Genomic DNA, 20,665 nt, shown 5'->3' with positions numbered 1-20,665 from the left:
GCTTTCCAACCCCCCAAGCAGGCAACCGCATGACCGCTTCTGTTTACGACATCGCGCTGACCACCATCGACGGCGCGCCGGCAGCGTTGGCCGACTACCGCGGCAAGGTGCTGCTGGTGGTGAACACCGCCTCCAAGTGCGGTCTCACCCCGCAGTACGAAGGCCTGGAAAAGCTGTACCGCGAAAAGAAGGACGCCGGCCTGGAAGTGCTGGGTTTCCCGGCCAACAACTTCAATGGCCAGGAGCCGGGCAGCGAGGACGAGATCAAGCAGTTCTGCGCATTGACCTATGACGTCAGCTTCCCGATGTTCTCCAAGATCAGCGTTGCCGGTGACGACATCCACCCGCTGTACCAGCAGCTGACCGCCGCCCAGCCGGCCGCCATCGGCGAAGGCCCGATGCGCGAGAAGCTGGTCGGCTTCGGCATCGAGGCCAACCCGGCCCCGGCCGTGCTGTGGAACTTCGAGAAGTTCCTGATCGGCAAGGACGGCACCGTCGTCGCTCGCTTCGCCCCGGACACCAGCGCCGATGACGAAGGCCTGCGCAAGGCAGTGGACGCAGCGCTGGCAGCGTAAAGCAGCCACAGTTGTGTTCTTGTGGGAGCGGCATCAGCCGCGAAGCTGACATTGCATGGCAACCGCATCCAACCGCGATCTGTTGACCAGCCAGCTTCGCGGTTGACACCGCTCCCACAAAAAAGAAGCAAACAAAAAGCCCGGGTTTCCCCGGGCTTTTTGTATGTCGCTGGAGACTAACCAGCAACAACCAGGATCAGTCGCCCCAGTTCGGCATCGGCATCGCGTCGACCGGAATCGTGGGCTGGTCGTCGTCGTCGCGCTTGCCGCCATGGCGCAGATCCTTCTCGATCTGGTAGGTGCGGCGCTGCAGCCAGGCATCGCGGGTCAATGCGTACTCGTCCACCGCAGTGTCACGCAGCGAATCCACGGCCATCAGCTGTGCGCGCATGTCCACCAGCTGCAGGCCCTGCAGGCCGATACGGACCTTGTCCATCTCGATCTGACGCATCGGCGACAGCGGAATGTCACCGGCCAGGCCGAACACATCACGCACGGTGCGCGGGCCAAAGAAAGGCAGCTCCACATAGCGTGAGCCGCGCCAGCCCCACGCACCCAGCGTCTGACCGAAATCTTCGCTGCGCTTGGGCACCATCGCCTTGCTGGCCGGGTCGAACAAGCCACCAATGCCGAAGGTGGAGTTCATCAGGAAGCGGCCCAGCGTGTCCCAGGCATCATCGGCATGGCCCTGCAGCACCTGGTTGACCATGGTCAACGGCGAGCGCAGGTTGCTGAAGAAGTTGCTCACGCCGGTACGTGCGAACTGCGGCACCACGTTGACATAGGCGGTGGCCAGCGGGCGCGCGACCGTGCGGTCAACCGCGTTGTTGAAGCGGTGCACGCCGCGGTTGTACTTCTCCCACGGGTCGTAGGTCATGCTGGCGGCGGCCGCGCCGTTCTGGCCTTCGCTGCCCGGTGCCGGACCGCCGTACAACGCAGCGAAGTCGTCTTCGGCACCGGTCGGTGCGGTGGCATCGCTGGCACCGGCAGCTGCATTGTCCTGCTGCGTAGCGCCGCTGTTGCTGGCCGTGTCCTGCATCGGAGCGGGCGCCGCTGCAGCGGTGTCCGCGGCCGGCTCGGTGGCCGCCGGTGCAACCAGCGTGGTGGCCGGCATGGCATCGCGCGCCGGCTTGCCGGCACAGGCCGCAAGCAGGGCCACGACGAGCAGAAGGAGAAGGGTGCGGAAAAGTTTCATGTCAGCTTCCTGCCGAGGAGGCGTTGAAATCGAGGGACGGCGACAGCCGGTAGGCCGCACACAATTCGTCCAGTCCAGCCGGCGCACCACTGACGTTGCCGCCAGCTTGCGCGCGCAGCCGTGCAGCGAGCTCACTCAACAAGGCCAGACCGGCACTGTCGATGCGCTCCACTGCCTGCAGATCGAGCTGGCGTACGGGGCCAAGCCCGCGCGCCAGCTGCGGCCACAGTGCAACCACCGCCGCGCGGTCGATCACCCCTGCCAAAAGCAGGGTGTCGCCCTCGGTGCGGAAGGTCGCGTTACTTGCCACGGGGAGCCGGGCCGGCGTTGGCCTGCATGCTGCCGCTGCGCAGTTCGGTGGCCACCTGCTTGATCGACTTCTGCCGCAGCGGTGCATCGAACTGGTTCTTGAAGGTCTGCACGTAGGAGATGCCTTCGATCATCACGTCGAAGATCTTCCACTGGCCATCGACGTTGCGCATCAGGTACTCGACCGGGGTTGGCTCGCTGCCGGCGCGCACCAGCTCGGTGGACACCTTGACGCCGCGATTGCCCGGCAGCGGCTGCTCGCTCTTGTAGCGGAAGCTGGGCTTGCCCTGGATGTCGAGCAGGGCCGAGCCGTAGCGCGACATCAGGTTGTCGGCCATGGCATCGGCGAACAGCTTGATGTCGGCATCGGCGGCGCCGCGGCCGTGCACGCCCAGCACCAGGCGGGCGGCGTAGTCGCGATCGAAGGCGCGGCTCAGCTCACCATCGATGTAGCTGCGCAGCGTTGCCGGGTTGGCGCGGAACTCGGCGCGACGGGTCTGCAGGGCGTTGATGATGCGGGTGCTGGAATCCAGCACGGTGCGGGCGGCGGCCGAAGGCTGCGCGGCGGTTGCGGCCGGGCGCGCCTGCGCCAGCGTGACCGACGGCGCGGTGGCCAGCAGGGCCGCAGCAAGCACGGCGGTAAGCAGTTTCACTTTCATGGTTGCGGTTCCGTTGCGGGCGCGTCTGCGCCGTGGGTGTCGTTGGCAGCAGCGCCGGTATTGCCGCCACCGCTGAACATGTATTTGCCTACCAGCTGCAGCAGGTCCACCGCCGGCTGGGTGAAGACGATTTCATCGCCGGACTTCAATACGTCCGGATCGCCGCCCGGCTGCAGGCCGATGTAGCTCTCGCCCAGCAGCCCGCTGGTGTAGATGCCGGCGGAGGTGTCGGCCGGCAGGTCCTTGAACTTGCTGTCCAACGCCAGGGTCACGATGGAATCGTATTTAGTCGGGTCGAGCTGAATGTCAGCTACTTGGCCGATGGTCACACCGCCAACCTTCACTGGCGCCTGCTTGCGCAGCTGCCCGATCTGGCTGAAGCGTGCCTTCAATTCATAGTCGCCACCGCCCATGCCGAAGCGCTGGTTGGTGGAGGCCACGGCCAGCACCAGCAACGAAGCCAGGGCCAGCAGCAGGAAGGCGCCGACGGAAAATTCGAGTCTGGGTCCACGGATGGCCATGTTGTGTCTCACTCCTGATCCAGCTGTTGCTTCGCAGTGCGAAGCGGATTGTTCGGGTTTTTATTGACTTCCCGCACACGGATGCGCGGGCTTGTGCGGTTGACCCGCATCATTGGAACAGCAGTGCCGACAACACGAAGTTGAACATCAGCACCAGCAACGAGGCGTTTACAACGGCGCGGGTGGTGGCCACCGAGGTGCCTTCGATGGTCGGCTCGGCATGGAAGCCGACATACGCGGCAACCAGCGCCGCAGTACCGCCGAAGATCGCCGACTTGAGCAGGGCCACCGCAAAGTCGTCCCAGAAATCGACGCTGCCACGCAGCCCCGACCAGAACGTGCCGTTGTCCTGGCCCAGGATGTGTACCGCTTCGAAGTAACCACCGGCGATGGCCAGCGAGCAGAAGATGCCGGTCAGCAACGGCACGGTCAGCACCGCCGCCCAGAAGCGCGGCGCCACCGCCTTGGCGATCGGATCGATGGCCATCAGCTCCAGCGCCTTGATCTGGTCGGTGGCACGCATCAGCCCCAGTTCGGCGGCGATCGAGCTGCCGGCGCGGCCGATGAACAGCAGCGCGGTCAGCACCGGTGCCAGTTCGCGGTACAGCGACAGCCCGAGCAGGGTGGACAGCGCATCGGACGCACCAAAGGTGGTCAGCGTGCGGTAGCCCTGCAGGGTGAGCACCAGGCCGACAAACGCGCCGCCAACGGCAATGATCGGCAGCGAACGCGCACCGATCTTGTAGATCTCGCGGGTCAGTTCGGCCAGGAAGTCGCGGGTCGGTACCGAGCCACGCAGTACGGTCAACGAGAACAGCCCGGCACGGCCCAGCGAGCGGATGGAAGAGGTGAAGGGCATCAGCTGGCGTCCCTTGAGCTACTGAAGGTGCTGGACGACAAGCCCTTCTCCCGTTTAGGGGAGAAGGTGCCCGAAGGGCGGATGAGGGCAGCTTTGGCAACACCAGCTTCAAAAGCGCCTTCAAAAGCGCCCTCACCCCAGCCCTCTCCCGCTTCGCAGGAGAGGGGGCCAAAAGCGGACTTCGCGTGCAGTGTCACCATCACGCCTTCTCCAAACCGTAGCTGCGCGTGGGCGCGTCAAACGGGATCGGGCCGTCCGGCTCGCCGTGCAGGAACTGCCGCACCAGCGGGTCGGTCGTGGCCTGCAGCGCATCCGGCGTACCGGAGAACACGATGCCGCCATTGGCGATCACCACCGCCTGATCGCAGATCGGCAGGGTTTCATGCACATGGTGGCTGACGATGATGCTGGTCAGGCCCAGGCTGTCATTCAAGCGCTGGATCAGGCTCATGATCACGCCCGAGGCGATCGGGTCCAGCCCGGTCAGCGGCTCGTCGTAGATCATCAGCGGCGGGTCCAGCGCCAAGGCGCGGGCCAAGGCCACACGCCGCGCCATGCCGCCGGACAGCTCGCGCGGCCAGGCATCGGCAGCGGCCAGCAGGCCAACCGCGTGCAGCTTCATCTGTACCAGGCGCTGCAGCACCGGCTCGGGCAGCTTGGTATGTGCCCGCAGCGGCAGCGCCACGTTGTCGGCCACGCTCAGGTCGGTCAGCAGACCGTTGCCCTGCAGCAGCACGCCGACGTTCTTGCGCATCTCCAGCAGGTCACGGTTGCCGTGCGGGATATCCCGACCGAACAACTGCACGGTGCCGGACACCGGCCGCAGCTCACCGGTCAGCGCCGCCAACATGGTTGACTTGCCACTGCCCGACGGACCCAGCACAGCGGTGATGCTGCCTTGCGGTACCTGCAGCGAAACGTCGCGCAGAATGGTGCGTCCGCCGCGATCGATTCGCACGTTGGACAACTGCACCAAGGGAGTCCGAGCTGAGGGCATGGTGGCCTTTAACGGAAAACCAACGTTCTAGGATTGCCAGCTGCGCCTGAACATAAGCGTACTGGACCGTGCAGTATTGTCGCATCCCAAGTGCCTCCCGGCATGCGCTGCAGGTCGGTATTGGTGGCAACACACTGTCTCCCCAGTGGCCGAATCGGCGTCCGGGGCCTGTGTGCACAAGCCGTGGCGGGTACAGCCTGCCCGGTTCCCGGCGGCGAGCCCCCGCTCAATGACGGGAACCGCCCAGGCTGCAGGACCAGGCCACTTCCAGACACATCCCATTCTTGATCAAGCGTCAGGGGACTAAGGTCCAGCCCGAGTGCAATCACTGCGACGGCCATGGAGGGGCCGAGCACGATGGCAAGGACGCTGATCGTAGTGGGCGATGCCCCAATGCCTGGAACATAGGTCTTGAAGTTCAGGAATTTTTGAGCCGGAGAATCGGCCGGGAGGTCATGTGCGTCGTCTCTTGTTGATCCTGATTCTATTGTTGCCCTTGTCCGCGCATAGCGGGGAAACTGCTTCCACGATTGAGCTGCGTGCTCGTTGCCTTGACGGCAATCCCTGTCGCTTCATCGACGAGATGATCCACGTGGAATTGGAACTACTCAACGCAGGCGAGCAGCCTGTGTCGTTGCCAATTGAGTACTACCGGAGGCGAGGGCCAAAGGTGATTCTTATTGATAATCACTCGGGAAAGGAGAGCCGATTGTGCATGGGACCACCCAGTTCAACTTTGGCCAAACAGGTGCAAGTTCTCTCTCCTGGTGAAGCGGTTCGAATCCCTTGGTTGGCAGCGCCAGATTCGATAAACCGATTTGCCGTGAAGCCAGTGGATCTGACGGTTCGATTTTCTTTCAATCTGACTCCGACGCTCCGGATGCGGTATCTATAGCGACGACGCTGCAGGTTGTGGAGGCCAGGTAACGTCATCAAATTGATCTCTTCGATCGAAGTAAAGGGTTGATGGACGGCGTCATCCGCGGAGTGGAGTTTTGAACCTGACGTGCCATTTGAGTCTTGGTTTTTCATCAGAAGATTGATGTTTGATCACTGCGCCGCGCCTGCTGGACATTGGTTGAACCGGCAAGCCACTGCGGCAGCTTGCCGTCAGACATAGCTGCCAAGCGCCGCAACCCAGCCGCTCATCCACCACATACCCCGCGGATCACTCGTCGAACCCATCGCACTGCGGCAAGATGGCGCGATGAGCAATGCCCCCGATTTCCGCCTGTACCACTCCAATGCCCTGGACGTGTTGGCCCAGCTGTTGGCCCACGCGCTGCGTGAGCCGGCCCCCGGCCAGCCCTTGTTGGCCGCCGATATCGTGCTGATCCCGCAGGTGGCGATGCGGCGCTGGCTGCAGTCCACCCTGGCGGCCGAGTACGGGGTGTCGGCCAATCTCGAATTCCTGACGCCAGGCGAGTTTGTCGCCAAGGCGCTCAAGGCCAATGTGCCCGGCGAGCGCGATGACCTGGGCGCCACCGGCCTGCACTGGCGGCTGTATGGGGCGTTGACCGACAGCACGGTGATGCAGAAACCGGCGATGGGCGGGTTGCGTGCCTACCTGGACCGCGACGACCCGCTGCGGCCCTGGGCGCTGGCGGCCGAGCTGGGCGGGGTGTTCGAGAAATACCAGGCCTGGCGCCGTGATTGGCTGCTGCGTTGGGAGGACGGTGCCGAGCCGGACGACCCGCAGGCCATCCTGTGGCGGCATATCGCCGGCGGCCAGAACTACCGCGCGCGCCGCATCAACGACTACCTGGCCCGCTTCGAGGGCGAGCACCAGCCCTTGCCGCAGGGACTGCCGCAGCGGCTGTTCGCCTTCGCCACGCTCAATGTCTCGCCGGACGTACTGCGGGTGATCGCCACCCAGGCGCGGGTCGGCACGCTGCACTTCTATATGCCGACGCCGACCCGCTCCTACTGGGGCGACCTGCAGACCTTGAAGGAAAAGCTGCGCAGCGGGCTGGCCGAGCCGTTCGGCATCGAGGCCGGCGAGAACCCGCTGCTGCAGGCCTGGGGCGAGGCCGGCCGCGACTTCATGGCGGTGCTGGGCGATTACGAAGTGGTCCACCCCAGCGGCGAAATCGCCGCCTATGTCGATCCGGAAAGCATCCCGGTGCCGGGCCTGGATGCCGGCGGCCTGGGCGACAGCCTGCTGCATCGCCTGCAGGCCGACCTGTTCCATCGCCGCGCGCTGCCCTCGCCACCGCTGCTCGAAGCCTTGCGGCTGGACGACCCCAGCATCCAGATCCACGCCTGCCACACCCGCCTGCGCGAGATGCAGGTGCTGCACGAACAGCTGCGTGCGCTGCTGGAAGACCCGCGTTTCGATCCACCGCTGCAGCCGCGCGAAATCGCCGTGCTGGCGCCGGATATCGATCCCTACGTGCCGTATCTGGAATCGGTGTTTGGCGGCCGCGGCGGCAACGACGCGCATATTCCGTGGGCACTGGCCGATGCCAGCCCGCTGCAGGGCGAGCCGCTGGCCGAGGTTTTCGTGCAGCTGCTGGGCCTGCCGGTGTCGCGCTTCGGCCTCAATGAAATCCTCGATCTGCTGTCCAGCGCACCGCTGGCATCGGCCTCTGGCCTGGATGCGGCTGCCTTCGAGCGCCTGCACGCCTGGTTGCAGGCCGCCGGCGCGCGCTGGGGGCTGGATGCCAGGCACCGCCAGCAGCATCAGGCACCGGCCGACGATGCCTACACCTGGCAGTTCGCGCTGGACCGGCTGCTGCTCGGCCACGCCAGCGGCAGCGATGAGGACATCGGCGGTGTCGCCCCGTGGCCGGAACTGGAAGGCGGCGGCCTGGCCGCGCTGGATGCGCTGATCCGCCTGTTGCGGGTGCTGGCCCGTCACCAGAAGACCCTGGCCGAAGCCCTGAGTCCTAACCAATGGCGTGAGCGCCTGCTCGGCCTGTTGAATGCATTGCTGCCTGAAAACCCGAGCGAGCCGTCCGCCGTGCGCGCGCTGGACCGGCTGCGCAAACTGGTCAACGAGTTCGCCGAGGAAGCCAACAAGGCCGGCTTCGATGCGCCGGTGCCGGCCGAAGTGGTGCGTGCGCATTTCGCCTCGGTATTGTCCGAGGCCGATACCCGCGCGCCGCTGCTGACCGGCGGCATCAGTTTTGGCCGCATGGTGCCGATGCGCCTGCTGCCGTTCCGGGTGATCTGCGTGCTGGGTTTGAACGATGGCGATTTCCCGCGCCGCGACCCGGCCGCCGGCCTGAGCCGGCTTACCGCCGAACTCGGCACCGAGCGCCGCCGCTACGGCGATCGCTCGCTGCGCGAGGACGACCGCTTCCTGTTCCTGCAGCTGTTCGCTTCCGCCCAGGAAGTGTTCTACCTGAGCTATCTGGGCGCCGATGCCCGCGATGGCAGCGTGCGTGAGCCGTCGGTGCTGGTCAGCGAACTGGTCAATGCGGCGGCCGCCTATCAGCAGGATGCCGCTGCGGCCCGCAAGCAGCTGGTGGTGCGGCATCCGCTGCAGCCGTTCGCCCCGGCCGCGTTTGGTGGCGATGGCGAACCGCGGCGTTTCAGTTATCGGCGCCAGTGGCACCCGGCCGCCAGCGCGGTTGGCGGCAGTCGCCAGCGCCTGGCACCGTGGTTCGATGGGCCCTTGGATGCGCCGCTGCCCAGCGCGCTCAACGACGACAGCCTGTCGCTGGACGCACTGCGGCGCTTCATCAGCGACCCGGCCGGGCAGTTCCTCAGCCAGCGCCTGGGTTTGCGTCTGGCGGGCGAAATAGACGACAGCGAAGACATCGAGCCACTGCTGGTGCCCGGCGGTGGCCGCCTGCATTCCTCATTGCAGCAGCACGTGCTCAGTGCGCTGCTGCAGGGGCGCGAAGCCGGGCTGTACCAGCGCCTGCGTGCCCGCGCTTTGTTGCCTTCAGGTGCATTGGGACGGCAGCAGTTCGAACGCATGCTCAGCCGCATCCGCCCCTGTGCGGAGGCGTTTTCGCAGTGGTACGACGGGCAGCCGCTGGACTCGCAGCGCTACGAAGTTGAACTGGATGGCGTGCGCCTGCATGGGCGTGTCGATCAAATCCATCCACAGGGGCTGGTGCGCCTGCAGGCCGGTGCCGCAGGTGTGGCCTATGTGCTGCGCGGCGGCTTGGATTGGCTGTTGGCCAATGCGGCGGGAACACCGTCGGCGATGCTGCAGTTCCATGACAACGGGCAGGCCGGCTATGGCCCGCATCAGTTGCCGGCGCTGTCGCCTGAAACCGCGAAAACAGCCCTGAAAGCCTTGCTGCAGCTACGTTCCGAAGGCATGCAGCAACCGCTGCTGTTCGCCCCGTACACCGGCTGGGAGGTCTATAACGCAGCCGATGACAAACGTGAAAGCGCCGCCCAGGCACGCTGGTTCGGCAGCGAACACAGCTGGGGCGAGCGCAATGGCGAAGCTCTGCAACTGGCCTTGCGCGGCCGCGATCCGTTCGCTTCGCCGGCCACTACACACAGGTTTATCCACAACGCCTTGTTGATATTTACCGCCCTGCGCGAGGGCCGCGTATTGCCCGATTTCGACGAACAGGCCGATGCACTGAATGGAGCCGGCGCATGAGCACCGAAGCGCTGCAATCCGATCCCTATCTGCATCTGCCGCTGGATGGCCTGCGCCTGATCGAGGCCAGCGCCGGCACCGGCAAGACCTTCACCCTGGCCACGCTGTTCACCCGTCTGGTGGTGGAACAGGGCCTGCGCATGGGCCAGATCCTGGCGGTGACCTTTACCGATGCCGCCACCCAGGAGCTGCGCAAGCGCATCCGTGAGCGGCTGGAACTGGCCGCGCGCGTGGTCGACAGCACGGCTGCAGAAGACGACAGCCCGGAAACCACACTCACCCGCGCCATCCTGCAACGTCATCTGCAGCAGGGCACGGAAAGCGCCGCGCAGTTGGGCCGGCGCCTGCGTATTGCCGCCGAAGAAACCGACCTGGCTTCCATCTTCACCATCCACGGCTTCTGCACGCGGGTGCTGGGCGAATACGCGCTGGAGAGCGGCCACACCTTTGCCGCGCCCGAGCTGCTGGCCAATACCCGCGCGCTGCATGATGAGTTGGCTGCCGACCTGTGGCGCCTGCATGCAGGGCAGGGCGAGCATCTGGAGGCCTTGCTGGGTCTGTGGAAAAGTCCCGATGCCCTGGCCCGCGATCTGCCCGCGTTGGCTGCCGAGCTGCCGCTTTATCCACAGCCGCCGCAGCGCCTGATCGAAGACACGCGCCCCTTCCGCGACGGCGCCGCGCAGCGTCTTGCCGCCGCCTTTGAAGAACACGGCGAGAGCTACCTGCAGCAGCTGCGCGGCGCGCTTGATGGCGGCATCCTCAACAAGGCCAGCTACAAGCCCGACTGGATCGAGCCGCTGTTCCAGCAACTGCTGCAGTGGAGCCGCCATCCGGATCCGAGCGCCGAACTGGACGAGCGTCTGGAACGACTGACGCTGGAGGCACTGACCGCCAAGACCAACAAGGCCAAGGCCGGCAGCACCCCGCAATCACCGCTGCAGCCACTGATTGCCGACTACCTGCAGGCACTGGCGCAGGTCACGCAGTGGCAGCGCCAGCAATCCATCGTGCTGCTGCACCAGCTGCGCGACGAGGTCCGCCAGCGGCTGGCCAAGCTCAAGCAGCTGCGCCGCCAGCAGACCTATGACGACCTGATCGACAACGTCGCCAACGCCCTGCACGGTTCGCACGGCGCGCATCTGGCCGAACGCCTGCGCGCGCAGTACCGCTTTGCCCTGGTCGACGAATTCCAGGACACCGATCCGCGCCAGTGGGACATCTTCCGCCGCATCTTCGCTGCGGATGATGAGGCAGCCGCACTGTTCCTGATTGGCGACCCCAAGCAGGCCATCTACGGCTTCCGTGGTGGCGATGTGCATACCTATCTGCAGGCCAAGGCATTGGCCGAAGCCGCGCCGGCGCTGGATCGCAACTTCCGCTCGCGCCCGGGCGTGCTGCGTGCGATCCAGGCGCTGTACGACAACGCCGGCCCCGAAGCCTTCCTCGACGAACGCATCCAGTTCGAGCCGGTCCTGCCGGGCAGCAAGCGCAGCGACGCCGACTATCTGTTCGACGGCAAGCCCGCGCCCGCGCTGACCCTGCAGCTGATTGCCGGTGATGCCGATGGCAAACCGCTGAAGGCCGATGCCTCGCGCGATGCCGCCACCGCCGCTTGCGTTGCAGATATCCACAGGGTGCTCAGTGCCGCCCGCGAAGGCCGCGCGCTGGTCGATGGCAAACCGGTGCAACCGGGCGATATCGCCGTGCTGGTGCGCTCGCACAAGGAAGCCTCGCGCGTGCAGCAGGCCTTGGCGGCACTGGGCATCCCGGCGGTAGCCGCCGGCAAGCAGAGCCTGTTCGCCAGCGCCGAAGCCCACGAACTGCGCCTGCTGTTGCTGGCCCTGCTGCAACCGGCCGACGAAGGCCGCCTGCGCGCCGCGCTGGCCACCGTGCTGCTGGGCGAGAGCGCTGCCCGCATCGCCGCGATGGAATACGAAGGCGAACAACAGCGCCTGCACCAGGAACGCTTGTTGCAATGGCGCGAGCGCTGGCAGCGCGGCGGCGTGCTGGCCTTGTTGTCGGACCTGTGCGCCGAACAGGCCGAACGCCTGTTGCTGCTGATCGACGGCGAGCGCCGCCTGACCAACTACCTGCAGCTGGCCGAAACCCTGCAGGAAGCCAGCAATCGCAGCATCGGCCTGCACGGCCTGCTGGACTGGCTGCAGAGCCAGATCGCACACGCCGATGAAGGCGACGAAGCGCAGCTGCTGCGGCTGGAATCGGACGCGCGCCGCGTGCAGATCATCACCCTGCACAAGAGCAAGGGCCTGGAGTACCCGCTGGTCTACCTGCCCTTCGTCGGCATCGCCACCAATGCGCCTGACAGCAGCAACCACCGCACCGTGCACGACGGCGAACAACGCGTGCTGCACTGGAAGATCGACAAGGAAGACCCGGACTGGAAGGCCATCGGCCAGCAGGTCAACGCCGATGAAGAAGCCGAGACCGCGCGCCTGCTCTACGTCGGCCTGACCCGCGCCGAGCATGCCTTGTGGATAAGCGGTGGCGCTTTGACCGGCCTGGCCACCTCGCGGCTGGGGCCGATGCTGCAGGGCTTGCCGGCGCACGCCGACATCGAGGTGATCGAAGGCGACACCGGCCCGGCGCCGGCGCGGCTGCCACCCGAGCGTGAGCAGGCCCTGCCGCCGGTGCGCGACGTACGCCGCAGCGTGCCGCACGACTGGTGGGTGTACAGCTTCACCCAGCTGGCCCATGCCGAAGGCGGCCACGACACCGCCGCCGCATCCACCGAAGACAGCGGCGGTGCCGCCGACGAACCGGCGCAGGTCGATGTGGACGCGGAGCCGGCCAGCGAACCCAACGCCGCACAGCCGGAAGTGTTTGATCCGCGTTTTGCCGGCAGCCGTTTCGGCAACGTGCTGCATGCCGCGCTGGAAAACGTCGACTTCGGCGACTGGCGTGACTGGCAGCCCAGCGCGGTGGCACCGGAGGGGCAGGGCGAGATCATCGAAAAAGCCCTGCGTGCCGATGGCTATATCGACGAGGAGATCGCCGATGGCGTGGCGCTGCTGACCCAGCTGATCGGCCAGACCCTGACCGTCACCCTGCCCGAAGGCGGCGCCCTGCATTCGCTGGGCGAGGGCGAGCGCCGTGCCGAAATCGAGTTCCACTTCGCCATGCAGCCGACCACGGTGCCGGCACTGCTGCGCGTGCTGCATGCACACGGGGTTGTGCGCGGCCGCCACGGTTTTGGCCTGCGCCGCCAGCTGGAAGGGCTGATGACCGGCAAGATCGACCTTACCTACGTCCGCGACGGGCGTTGGTATGTGCTCGATTACAAATCCAACCGCCTGCCCGATTACGCCCCGGCGCAACTGGACGCGGCCATGCGCCATAGCGAATACGACCTGCAGGCGCTGATCTACACCGTGGCCCTGCACCGCTGGCTGCGCTTCCGCGTCGGTGCCGGTTACGACTATGCGCGTGACTTCGGTGGCATCCGTTATCTGTTCTGCCGTGGGCTGGATGCAACGCGTACGCAGTCACCGGGTCTGTACGCGCACAACTTCGCACCGGAGCTGGTGCACGCGGTGGATGAATTGTTTGCCGGTGGCCGCGGCGGCCATGCGGCCTTGTTGGCACGACTGGGAGGCGAGGCATGAGCCTGCTGGCCGCTTTGAACAAAGCCAGCGCATTGCGCGCGCTGGATCACGCGCTGGCGCAGAGCCTGCGCCGTTTGGACCCGGAAACGCCGGATGCGGTGCTGGCGGCGGCGGCCTTGGCGTCGCTGGCGGTATCGCAGGGCCACGCGGGCTTTGATCCGAGCCAGCCGCAGCGGCTGGTGGATGCTGGCGTGGAATGGCCGGCGGCCGAGGAGTGGATTGCGCAGCTGGCTGAGTCGAAGTGGATAGCCGGTGCTGTGGATAACAACGCGGAGTCGGAACAGGCGCCGCTGGTCTGGGAAAACGGATTGCTGTATCTGCGCCGCTATCGTGAGTATGAGCGCCGCTTGGCGGCGGGTCTGCAGCGGATCGGGCAGGCGCCGGTTGCTGGTGAGGATGTGGCTGGATTGGCCGAGGTGTTTGCGCGCTTGTTTCCAGGGCAGGCCGCGCCGCAAGACCCACAGACCTCAGTGCAGCCGGATCTCTTCCTTCTCCCGCCTGCGGGAGAAGGTGCCCGAAGGGCGGATGAGGGCAAGCCTTTAGACCACCAAGCAAGAGCCGCAGCCACCGCCCTGCGCCACAATCTGTTGCTGATCACCGGCGGCCCCGGCACCGGCAAAACCACCACCATCACCCGCCTGCTGGTGCTGCTGGCCGCACAGGCGCAGGCCACAAACCAGCCCGCGCCGCGCGTTGCCCTGGCCGCGCCTACCGGCCGCGCCGCCGAACGTATGGCCGAAAGCCTTCGCCACGCCCTGCAGAAGCTCTCGGCGGAAGGCATCGACAGCGCCCTGTGCGAGCAACTGCCCAGCACCGGCACCACCTTGCATCGCCTGCTCGGCGTGATCCCGGATTCCCCGCGCTTCCGTCACCACGCCGACAACCCATTGCCCTACGACGTCATCGTGGTCGACGAAGCCTCGATGATCGACCTGCCATTGATGACCAAGCTGGTCGAAGCAATCGCGCCGGGCACGCGCCTGGTGCTGCTCGGCGATCCCGACCAGCTGCCATCGGTGGAAGCGGGCGATGTACTCAGCGCCATCCTGCGCGCCGCCGGTGACGGCCAGCGCAGCAATGCGGCCGATGCAGAAGCGCTGCGTGCACTGCTGGGCGAACTGCCGGCAGCGGCGATTGAATCCAAGCCTTCCGACTTCGCCGGTGCCCGCGTGCAACTGCAGCGCGGCTACCGCCAGAGCGAAGCGCTGCAGCTGTCGCCGCTGGCCAAGGCAATGCGCGAAGGCGACGCCGTACAGACGCTGCAACTGCTGCGCGATGCGCAACTGTCCGGCGTGCATTTCCACGAAGGCGATATCGATCCCCTGCAGGCCTGGCGCGAGCCGCTGCAGCAGTACTGGCAGTCACTGGCCGATGCCGCCAGCCCGGCCGATGCGCTGGCGCTGGCCGGTCGCATGCGCCTGCTCACCGCGGTGCGCGAAGGCCCGCAAGGCGCGCGCGGGCTCAACGCCCGCATCGAAGACCTGTTGGCCGGCAACCGCGGCCGCGCGCTGGGCCCGGGCTGGTTCCACGGCCGGCTACTGATCATTGGCGAGAACAGTTATCGCCACCGCCTGTTCAACGGCGATGTCGGCATCTGTCTACGCGATGGCGACGGCCGCAGCATCAGCGCCTGGTTCCCGGGCGACGACCCGGCCAACCCGCGTGCCTTCCATCCGGCAGCCTTGCCGCTGCACGAGAGCGCGTTTGCGATGACCGTGCACAAGGCGCAGGGCTCGGAGTTCGACCAGGTCTGGCTGCAACTGCCACGCCGCGACAACCGCGTGCTCAGCCGCGAGCTGCTGTACACCGGCATTACCCGCGCCCGCAATGGACTGCATCTGGCCGGCAGCGCCGAGGTGATTGAAGCGGCGCTGGCCCGCCACGCCAGCCGTTGGTCGGGATTGGCGCAGCGGTTGGCGCCCGCTCTTTTGAAGTAGGCGAAGGTGGGCGATCAGTCCGCGCAAAAAGCACCCCTCCCCAACCCTCCCCTTGGCTGCGCCAAAGGGAGGGGGCGCAACGCTTGTCTCCCTCCCTTGCGCCGCAGGCGCAGCGGAGGGGTGCTCGTCTCCCTCCCTTTGGCGTAGCCAAGGGGAGGGTTGGGGAGGGGTGCTTCAAAGCCTTTGCTTTCCCCAACAGTCCCGCCTAAAAAAGACCCGACAAACGAACCCGCAAGGACGCCCATGAAAACCCTGGCAACCACCGCACTGCTGCTCCTGGCACTGACCGGCTGCAACAAGGACGCGCCCGCCACCGCCGCGCCTGAGCCCGCCCCGGCAACGGCCAGCAGCAGCGAGCAGGACATTGCTTCCGCCCGCGCTTTCCTCAGCCACATCTACGCCGGCTATCACCCCGACGCCGGGCTGGACGCCATCCTGCCGGACGATGAGGTCTACGCGCCGGCCCTGCTGGCCGCGATGCAGGCCAATAGCGACGCGTACGCCGGCGAAGTAGGCTATCTGGACGGCGATCCGCTCTGCGACTGCCAGGACACCGCACAGGACCTGCGCCAGCTCAGCTTCGATATCCAGCCCTTGGCAGACGGCCAACTCCGCGCCAGCACCCAGCTCGACGACCCCCAGCACCCGCTGCAACTGCAGTTGACCCTGCAGCGCCAAGGCAGCAGCTGGCGCGTGGCCGATATCGCCACTGCACGTGCCCCAAGCCTTATGCAGGCTCTGGAGCGTGATACCCAGGCTGCTGTGGGCAGAAAATAATGTCTGCTTTAGTTTTTGGGCGTGCTTGATCTTCTCGGTAATTTATAACGTGTGCTTTAGATTTTGATGCTGAGGCGACCCGCAAACGAAATTTCTAATGTTTGCGTTAGATTTCGCTTGAGCTATACGCTTTTATAGATCAATCTAAAGTCTGCGTTATATTTCAGAGGGCCAGCCCATGCAGGTGCAGATCGACCAAGCGTCAGACATCGGCCAATACGTTCGTGCTGTGCGCAAGGCGCAAGGCCTGCGCCAGGATGATCTGGCAGCAATGGCGGGCACCAGCCACGTGGTCCTGGGCAATGTGGAGCGCGGCAAGGACACCGTGCAGATCGGCCGGGTATTCGAAGTGCTGCGACAGCTGGGCATTCGCGTGCAGCTTGATCTGCCAGTGGACCTGCCGCCGCCGGAGCGCGGCTGATGGCGATCGAGGTCGAGCCGCGCCAGCTCGATGTGTGGCTGGAACAACAGCGCATCGGTGAGCTCTACGAGCAGGGCAACCTGTGGGCGTTGCACTACGATCCGGTCTGGCGCGACAACGGCTTTGACCTGTCGCCGGCTTTGCCGCGCAATGCGGGCGAGATCCAGGACGGTGGCAGCCAGCGTCCCGTGCAGTGGTTCTTCGACAACCTGTTGCCGGAAGAGGGCGGGCGCCAGTTGGTCGCCGCCGATGCCGGCATCAACGCGGCCGACGCATTCGGCCTGCTGCAGCGTTTTGGTCCGGAGTCGGCAGGCGCATTGACCTTGTTGTCGCCCGGGCAGCAGTTGCCGCCTCCCGAGTTGCGGCCGCTGTCCGATGCAGAGCTCTCCGCACGTATCCAGGCGCTGCCAAGGCAGCCGCTGTCGCACGGCGCGCCAAAGCGCATGTCGCTGGCCGGTGCACAGCACAAGTTGGCCGTGGTGTTCGACCAGAATCAGCTGTGGGAGCCGATCGGGCAGGCCGCTTCCACCCACATCCTCAAGCCAGACCACGAGCAGGTGGATGACTACCCGCACAGCGTGGTCAACGAGTGGTTCTGCATGCGCCTGGCTGCCGCTTGTGGCTTGCCGGTACCGGAGGTGCAGGTGCGGCGGGTGCCGGAGCCGGTCTATCTGGTGCGTCGCTTCGACCGTGAAGGTGAGGGACTGCAGGTGCGGCGTCGCTACGCCCTGGACGGTTGCCAGTTGCTGTCACTGGATGCCGTCTTCAAGTACCAACAGGCCAATAACATCGCGTTGCGACAGCTGTTGGACATCATCCGGACACCGGCGGTTACGCGCCTGGCACTGCTGCGCTGGCAGCTGTTCAACTTCTTTATTGGCAATGCCGACGCCCATCTGAAGAACCTCAGCTTTCTGTGGGGCGAGAAGGGCTGGGAGCTGGCGCCGCATTACGACCTGCTGAGCACTGCGGTCTATCGGGCACCGGATTGGGGTACGGAGAACCTGGTCTTCCCAATGGGCAATGTCACGCGCTTCGCCGATATAACCAAGGCAGAGGTGGGGGCGTTTGGTCAGAGCATCGGGATTCCGGTGGGGCTGGCCCTGCTGGAGTTGGACCGCTTGGCCAAAAACCTGTGGCGGGAAGCGCAGGCACTGCTGCAGGCATATGAGCAGGGCATTACCCATCAGGTAGATCCGGGTGAGGCGCGTCTATTGCGGCAAATCGTGTACGGCCCCATCACCGACGCGATTGCCTGGGCATCCAGATGGAGTCGTTCCTGAGTCGGCTCTTCATAAAACCAATAAAAACAAAGTTTTATGTATTTCTTGGGGGCGGGGGTACAACGCGATTTAGGGCCTCTCCATCCCCACTTCACCCCCGGCTGGTAGCATGTCTACCCCGTAATCCAAGCGCAGTTCTGTAATGGCCGATCCCAAGAACCCGTCCGTCACCCAAGCTCAGGCCGAAGACGCCGTGCGCACCCTGCTGCGCTGGGCTGGTGAAGATCCCACCCGTGAAGGCCTGCTCGACACCCCGCGCCGGGTAGCCGAGGCCTATGGCGACTGGTTCAAGGGCTATAACGACGACCCGCGCGAGTATCTGGCCCGTACCTTCGAGGAAGTGGCCGGCTACGACGAAATGATCGTGCTGCGCGACATCGAGTACGAAAGCCACTGCGAGCACCACATGGCGCCGATCATCGGCCGGGTGCATGTCGGCTACATCCCCAACGGTCGCGTGGTCGGCATCTCCAAGCTGGCACGTGTGGTCGAGGCCTATGCGCGTCGCTTCCAGGTGCAGGAAAAGATGACCGCGCAGATCGCCGATGTCATCCAGGACGTGCTGCAGCCGATGGGCGTGGGCATCGTGGTGGAAGGCGCGCATGAGTGCATGACCACCCGCGGCATCCACAAGCGTGGCGTCAGCATGGTCACCTCGCGCATGCGCGGCACCTTCCATGACGACGCGCGCACCCGCGCCGAGTTCCTGCGTTTCATCGAAGTCGGCCACGCCCGACGCTGAACCCAGGGAACGCGCGCGCTCGATGAAGTACCGCCAACGTATTGCCGGCTACCAGCGTCTGCGCGAGCAGCCGCTATGGAAACTGCTGGCCTCCGACCGCGCCCCGGTATTGGTGGGCCTGTTGCAGGGCCTGCTGCTGGAAGCCGACCGCCGCATTCCCGGCTCCATCCTCGCCGAGCGCCTGCAGCAGCAGCTGGACACGCTCAATGGCGAGGAGCTCGAGCGCGAACTGCCGCGTACCGCGCCGGCCTACATCGCCTACTGGCTGGCCCAGGGTTGGCTGGTGCGGCGCCTGCCTGAGGGCGCCACGGAAGAAGAGTACGAGCTGTCGCGGCAGGCGGTGCAGGCCATCCGTTTCATCGCCGGCATCGAGCACAACGCCAGCCTGGCCACCGAAAGCCGCCTGGCGATGGTGATGCAGCAGATCTCGCAGCTGGCACAGCAGACCGAGGCCGATCCGGAAGCACGCTTGGCCGCATTGAAGGCCGAGCGCGACCGCATCGATGCCGAGATCGCCCAGGTGTCCACCGGCAAGGTCAGCGCGCTGGATGGCAAGCGCGCGCTGGAACGCACCCGCGATGTGATCCGCCTGGCCGATGACCTGGCCGAGGACTTCCGCCGCGTGCGTGACGACTTTGAACAGCTCAACCGCCGCTTCCGCGAGCGCATCATCGATGACGAAGGCGCGCGTGGCGATGTGCTCGACCGCCTGTTCAACGGCGTCGATGTGATTGGCGAATCCGATGCCGGGCGCAGCTTCCAGGCGTTCTGGGACCTGTTGAACGACCCGCAACGCAGTGCCGAACTCGATGTCGCGCTGGACACCGTGCTCAACCGCGGCTTCACCCGCAAGCTGGACCGCAACGAGCGCAACTTCCTGCGCAACTTCACCAGCACGCTGCTCGAACGCGGCGGCCAGGTGCATGAGGTGATGCAGCACTTTGCCCGCAGCCTGCGTGGCTTCGTGCAGAGCCGCGGCTATCTGGAACAACGCCGGCTCAACCAGCTGCTCAAGCAGGCGCAGGGCCAGGCCTTGCTGCTGCGCGAAGAAGTGCGGCCCACCGCGCCCACCGGTTTCGTGTTGCCGCTGTCGTCGGCGCGCATCCGCTCGATCGGCCAATGGCGCCTGCACGACCCGCGCACGCACCAGGTCGATACCTCCATCTATTACGCCGAAGCTGCCGAGATCACTCTGGACAGCGTTGGTGATCTGGTCGCGCAGTCGGAAATCGACGTGCGCACCTTGAAAGACAATCTCTTCATGCTGCTGGGTTCACGCCCGCGCCTGAGCATCTCGCAGGTATTGCGCGAGCGGCCGGCGCGGCAGGGCCTGGGCAGCGTCATCGGCTACCTCTCCATCGGCACCCGCCATGGCAAGGTGATGACCGACCAACTGGAAACCGTGGAATGGACCGGCGGTGACGGCGTGGTGCGACGCGCCCGCGTACCGCTGATCTGGTTCCTCAAGGAAAGACGCGATGAACTGGTCTGAGACCGAAACCGAAAACGAGATCGAGGCAACGCCGGCACCGGCCGCACCGGTACTGAGCGGCGGCGCCTTGTTCGTTGGCGACAGTGGCCGCCTGCCGGTCGATGCACGGCGCGCGCTGTGCCTGTTGCTGGCCGGCCCCAGCGTCGATGCGCAGCGCCAACCGGCGCAATGGGCGGCCCTGCTGCGCAATGAAGACGAAGTACGCAGCCTGCTGTGCGAGCTGTTCCTGGAGCTGGTGCTGGACCGGGATGGCGGTATTGCCTTCACCCGTCAGTTCGACACTGCCGAACTGGACTCGCCCAACCTGCTGCGCGCCGCGCCGCTGACCTTCATCGAGTCGGTGCTGCTGTTGTTCCTGCGCCAGCAGCTGGCCGAAGCCGATACCCGCGGCGAACGCGCGGTGGTGGCCGAGTTCCAGCTGGTGGAGGCGATGAGCATCTACCAGAAGAACGTCTCCACCGACCAGGCCGGTTACGGCAAGCGCGTGGCCGCGGCCATCGCCAAGCTGCGCGAGAACCAGCTGCTGTCCAAGCTGCGCGGCAGCGAGGACCGCTACGAAGTGTCGCCGGCATTGAAGCTGCTGTTCTCGGCCGAGGACGTGCAGGTGCTGGTCGAGGCCTACCGCCAGCTGCGCGACGGCGATGCGGTCGCTGACGCGGTGGACGAAGAAGAAACGACCAGCGGCACTGCCGCCGAATGATGCCT

General features: G+C 65.7%; 16 protein-coding genes. 10 read left to right on the top strand and 6 right to left on the bottom strand.

Features of this window, described 5'->3' with window-relative positions; all coding sequences use genetic code 11:
- Positions 1-29 precede the first annotated feature (29 nt).
- Entirely contained in the window at positions 30-575 is a 546-nt protein-coding gene (locus ACVOKO_RS03550; protein ID WP_346497345.1) for a glutathione peroxidase, read from the top strand.
- Between the two features lie 196 nt (positions 576-771).
- Here the strand turns inward: ACVOKO_RS03550 and ACVOKO_RS03545 are convergent, their stop codons facing one another.
- From ACVOKO_RS03545 to ACVOKO_RS03520, 6 genes are all read right to left on the bottom strand, one after another.
- Positions 772-1,770, bottom strand: coding sequence for an MlaA family lipoprotein (locus ACVOKO_RS03545; protein WP_346497343.1), 999 nt, complete (start codon positions 1,768-1,770; stop codon positions 772-774).
- Position 1,771: 1 nt separating this feature from the next.
- Positions 1,772-2,080 carry an STAS domain-containing protein gene (locus ACVOKO_RS03540; RefSeq protein ID WP_346497341.1) on the bottom strand — a complete coding sequence of 103 codons (309 nt, stop codon included), beginning with the start codon at positions 2,078-2,080 and terminating at the stop codon, positions 1,772-1,774.
- A complete protein-coding gene (locus tag ACVOKO_RS03535; RefSeq protein ID WP_346497339.1) occupies positions 2,070-2,738 on the bottom strand; it encodes an MlaC/ttg2D family ABC transporter substrate-binding protein in 669 nt (222 codons plus the stop codon). The genes ACVOKO_RS03540 and ACVOKO_RS03535 overlap by 11 nt, the downstream gene beginning before the upstream one ends.
- A complete protein-coding gene (gene mlaD / locus ACVOKO_RS03530; RefSeq protein WP_346497337.1) occupies positions 2,735-3,259 on the bottom strand; it encodes an outer membrane lipid asymmetry maintenance protein MlaD in 525 nt (174 codons plus the stop codon). Before mlaD ends, ACVOKO_RS03535 begins: the two co-directional genes overlap by 4 nt.
- Positions 3,260-3,368: 109 nt before the next feature.
- Positions 3,369-4,118, bottom strand: a complete 750-nt coding sequence (locus ACVOKO_RS03525) for an MlaE family lipid ABC transporter permease subunit (protein ID WP_346497335.1) — start codon at positions 4,116-4,118, stop codon at positions 3,369-3,371.
- A 199-nt stretch (positions 4,119-4,317) separates the two neighbouring features.
- Positions 4,318-5,115: an ABC transporter ATP-binding protein gene (locus tag ACVOKO_RS03520; protein ID WP_346497333.1), complete on the bottom strand. Its 798-nt coding sequence runs from the start codon at positions 5,113-5,115 to the stop codon at positions 4,318-4,320.
- Positions 5,116-6,322: 1,207 nt separating this feature from the next.
- Between ACVOKO_RS03520 and recC the strand changes: the two genes are divergently transcribed.
- The 9 genes from recC to ACVOKO_RS03475 all read left to right on the top strand — a co-directional run bounded on the left by recC (position 6,323) and on the right by ACVOKO_RS03475 (position 20,660).
- The gene (gene recC / locus ACVOKO_RS03515; RefSeq protein ID WP_346497331.1) at positions 6,323-9,685 is read left to right on the top strand and encodes an exodeoxyribonuclease V subunit gamma; all 3,363 of its coding nucleotides are present in this window, start codon (positions 6,323-6,325) and stop codon (positions 9,683-9,685) included.
- Complete coding sequence (recB, locus tag ACVOKO_RS03510) at positions 9,682-13,308, top strand: exodeoxyribonuclease V subunit beta (RefSeq protein WP_346497329.1); 3,627 nt, start codon at positions 9,682-9,684, stop codon at positions 13,306-13,308. Before recC ends, recB begins: the two co-directional genes overlap by 4 nt.
- Entirely contained in the window at positions 13,305-15,245 is a 1,941-nt protein-coding gene (recD, locus tag ACVOKO_RS03505; protein WP_346497327.1) for an exodeoxyribonuclease V subunit alpha, read from the top strand. Before recB ends, recD begins: the two co-directional genes overlap by 4 nt.
- A gap of 243 nt (positions 15,246-15,488) precedes the next feature.
- Positions 15,489-16,022 (top strand): DUF3828 domain-containing protein, encoded by a 534-nt coding sequence (locus tag ACVOKO_RS03500; protein ID WP_346497325.1) that lies wholly within the window; start codon positions 15,489-15,491, stop codon positions 16,020-16,022.
- A 178-nt stretch (positions 16,023-16,200) separates the two neighbouring features.
- Positions 16,201-16,443, top strand: coding sequence for a helix-turn-helix domain-containing protein (locus ACVOKO_RS03495; protein WP_346497323.1), 243 nt, complete (start codon positions 16,201-16,203; stop codon positions 16,441-16,443).
- Positions 16,443-17,726 carry a HipA domain-containing protein gene (locus ACVOKO_RS03490; protein ID WP_346497321.1) on the top strand — a complete coding sequence of 428 codons (1,284 nt, stop codon included), beginning with the start codon at positions 16,443-16,445 and terminating at the stop codon, positions 17,724-17,726. The genes ACVOKO_RS03495 and ACVOKO_RS03490 overlap by 1 nt, the downstream gene beginning before the upstream one ends.
- 142 nt (positions 17,727-17,868) lie before the next feature.
- Positions 17,869-18,468, top strand: a complete 600-nt coding sequence (gene folE / locus ACVOKO_RS03485; RefSeq protein WP_282267683.1) for a GTP cyclohydrolase I FolE — start codon at positions 17,869-17,871, stop codon at positions 18,466-18,468.
- A gap of 22 nt (positions 18,469-18,490) precedes the next feature.
- Complete coding sequence (locus tag ACVOKO_RS03480; RefSeq protein ID WP_346497318.1) at positions 18,491-19,960, top strand: DUF3375 domain-containing protein; 1,470 nt, start codon at positions 18,491-18,493, stop codon at positions 19,958-19,960.
- Complete coding sequence (locus tag ACVOKO_RS03475; RefSeq protein WP_430980705.1) at positions 19,947-20,660, top strand: DUF4194 domain-containing protein; 714 nt, start codon at positions 19,947-19,949, stop codon at positions 20,658-20,660. Before ACVOKO_RS03480 ends, ACVOKO_RS03475 begins: the two co-directional genes overlap by 14 nt.
- The last annotated feature ends 5 nt before the right edge of the window (positions 20,661-20,665 follow it).

It is taken from the genome of Stenotrophomonas sp. STEN240 (genome assembly GCF_056756175.1).
Note: the sequence above shows the minus strand (reverse complement) of the source record. Positions and strands in the feature narration are given on the sequence as shown.

Excerpts from the sequence above, each read along its gene's own strand:
- ACVOKO_RS03550 (WP_346497345.1), top strand. The coding sequence starts at position 30 with ATGACCGCTTCTGTTTACGACATCGCGCTGACCACCATCGACGGCGCG.
- ACVOKO_RS03545 (WP_346497343.1), bottom strand. The coding sequence starts at position 1,770 with ATGAAACTTTTCCGCACCCTTCTCCTTCTGCTCGTCGTGGCCCTGCTT.
- ACVOKO_RS03535 (WP_346497339.1), bottom strand. The coding sequence starts at position 2,738 with ATGAAAGTGAAACTGCTTACCGCCGTGCTTGCTGCGGCCCTGCTGGCC.
- mlaD (WP_346497337.1), bottom strand. The coding sequence starts at position 3,259 with ATGGCCATCCGTGGACCCAGACTCGAATTTTCCGTCGGCGCCTTCCTG.
- ACVOKO_RS03525 (WP_346497335.1), bottom strand. The coding sequence starts at position 4,118 with ATGCCCTTCACCTCTTCCATCCGCTCGCTGGGCCGTGCCGGGCTGTTC.
- ACVOKO_RS03520 (WP_346497333.1), bottom strand. The coding sequence starts at position 5,115 with ATGCCCTCAGCTCGGACTCCCTTGGTGCAGTTGTCCAACGTGCGAATC.
- recC (WP_346497331.1), top strand. The coding sequence starts at position 6,323 with ATGAGCAATGCCCCCGATTTCCGCCTGTACCACTCCAATGCCCTGGAC.
- recB (WP_346497329.1), top strand. The coding sequence starts at position 9,682 with ATGAGCACCGAAGCGCTGCAATCCGATCCCTATCTGCATCTGCCGCTG.
- recD (WP_346497327.1), top strand. The coding sequence starts at position 13,305 with ATGAGCCTGCTGGCCGCTTTGAACAAAGCCAGCGCATTGCGCGCGCTG.
- ACVOKO_RS03500 (WP_346497325.1), top strand. The coding sequence starts at position 15,489 with ATGAAAACCCTGGCAACCACCGCACTGCTGCTCCTGGCACTGACCGGC.
- ACVOKO_RS03495 (WP_346497323.1), top strand. The coding sequence starts at position 16,201 with ATGCAGGTGCAGATCGACCAAGCGTCAGACATCGGCCAATACGTTCGT.
- ACVOKO_RS03490 (WP_346497321.1), top strand. The coding sequence starts at position 16,443 with ATGGCGATCGAGGTCGAGCCGCGCCAGCTCGATGTGTGGCTGGAACAA.
- folE (WP_282267683.1), top strand. The coding sequence starts at position 17,869 with ATGGCCGATCCCAAGAACCCGTCCGTCACCCAAGCTCAGGCCGAAGAC.
- ACVOKO_RS03480 (WP_346497318.1), top strand. The coding sequence starts at position 18,491 with ATGAAGTACCGCCAACGTATTGCCGGCTACCAGCGTCTGCGCGAGCAG.
- ACVOKO_RS03475 (WP_430980705.1), top strand. The coding sequence starts at position 19,947 with ATGAACTGGTCTGAGACCGAAACCGAAAACGAGATCGAGGCAACGCCG.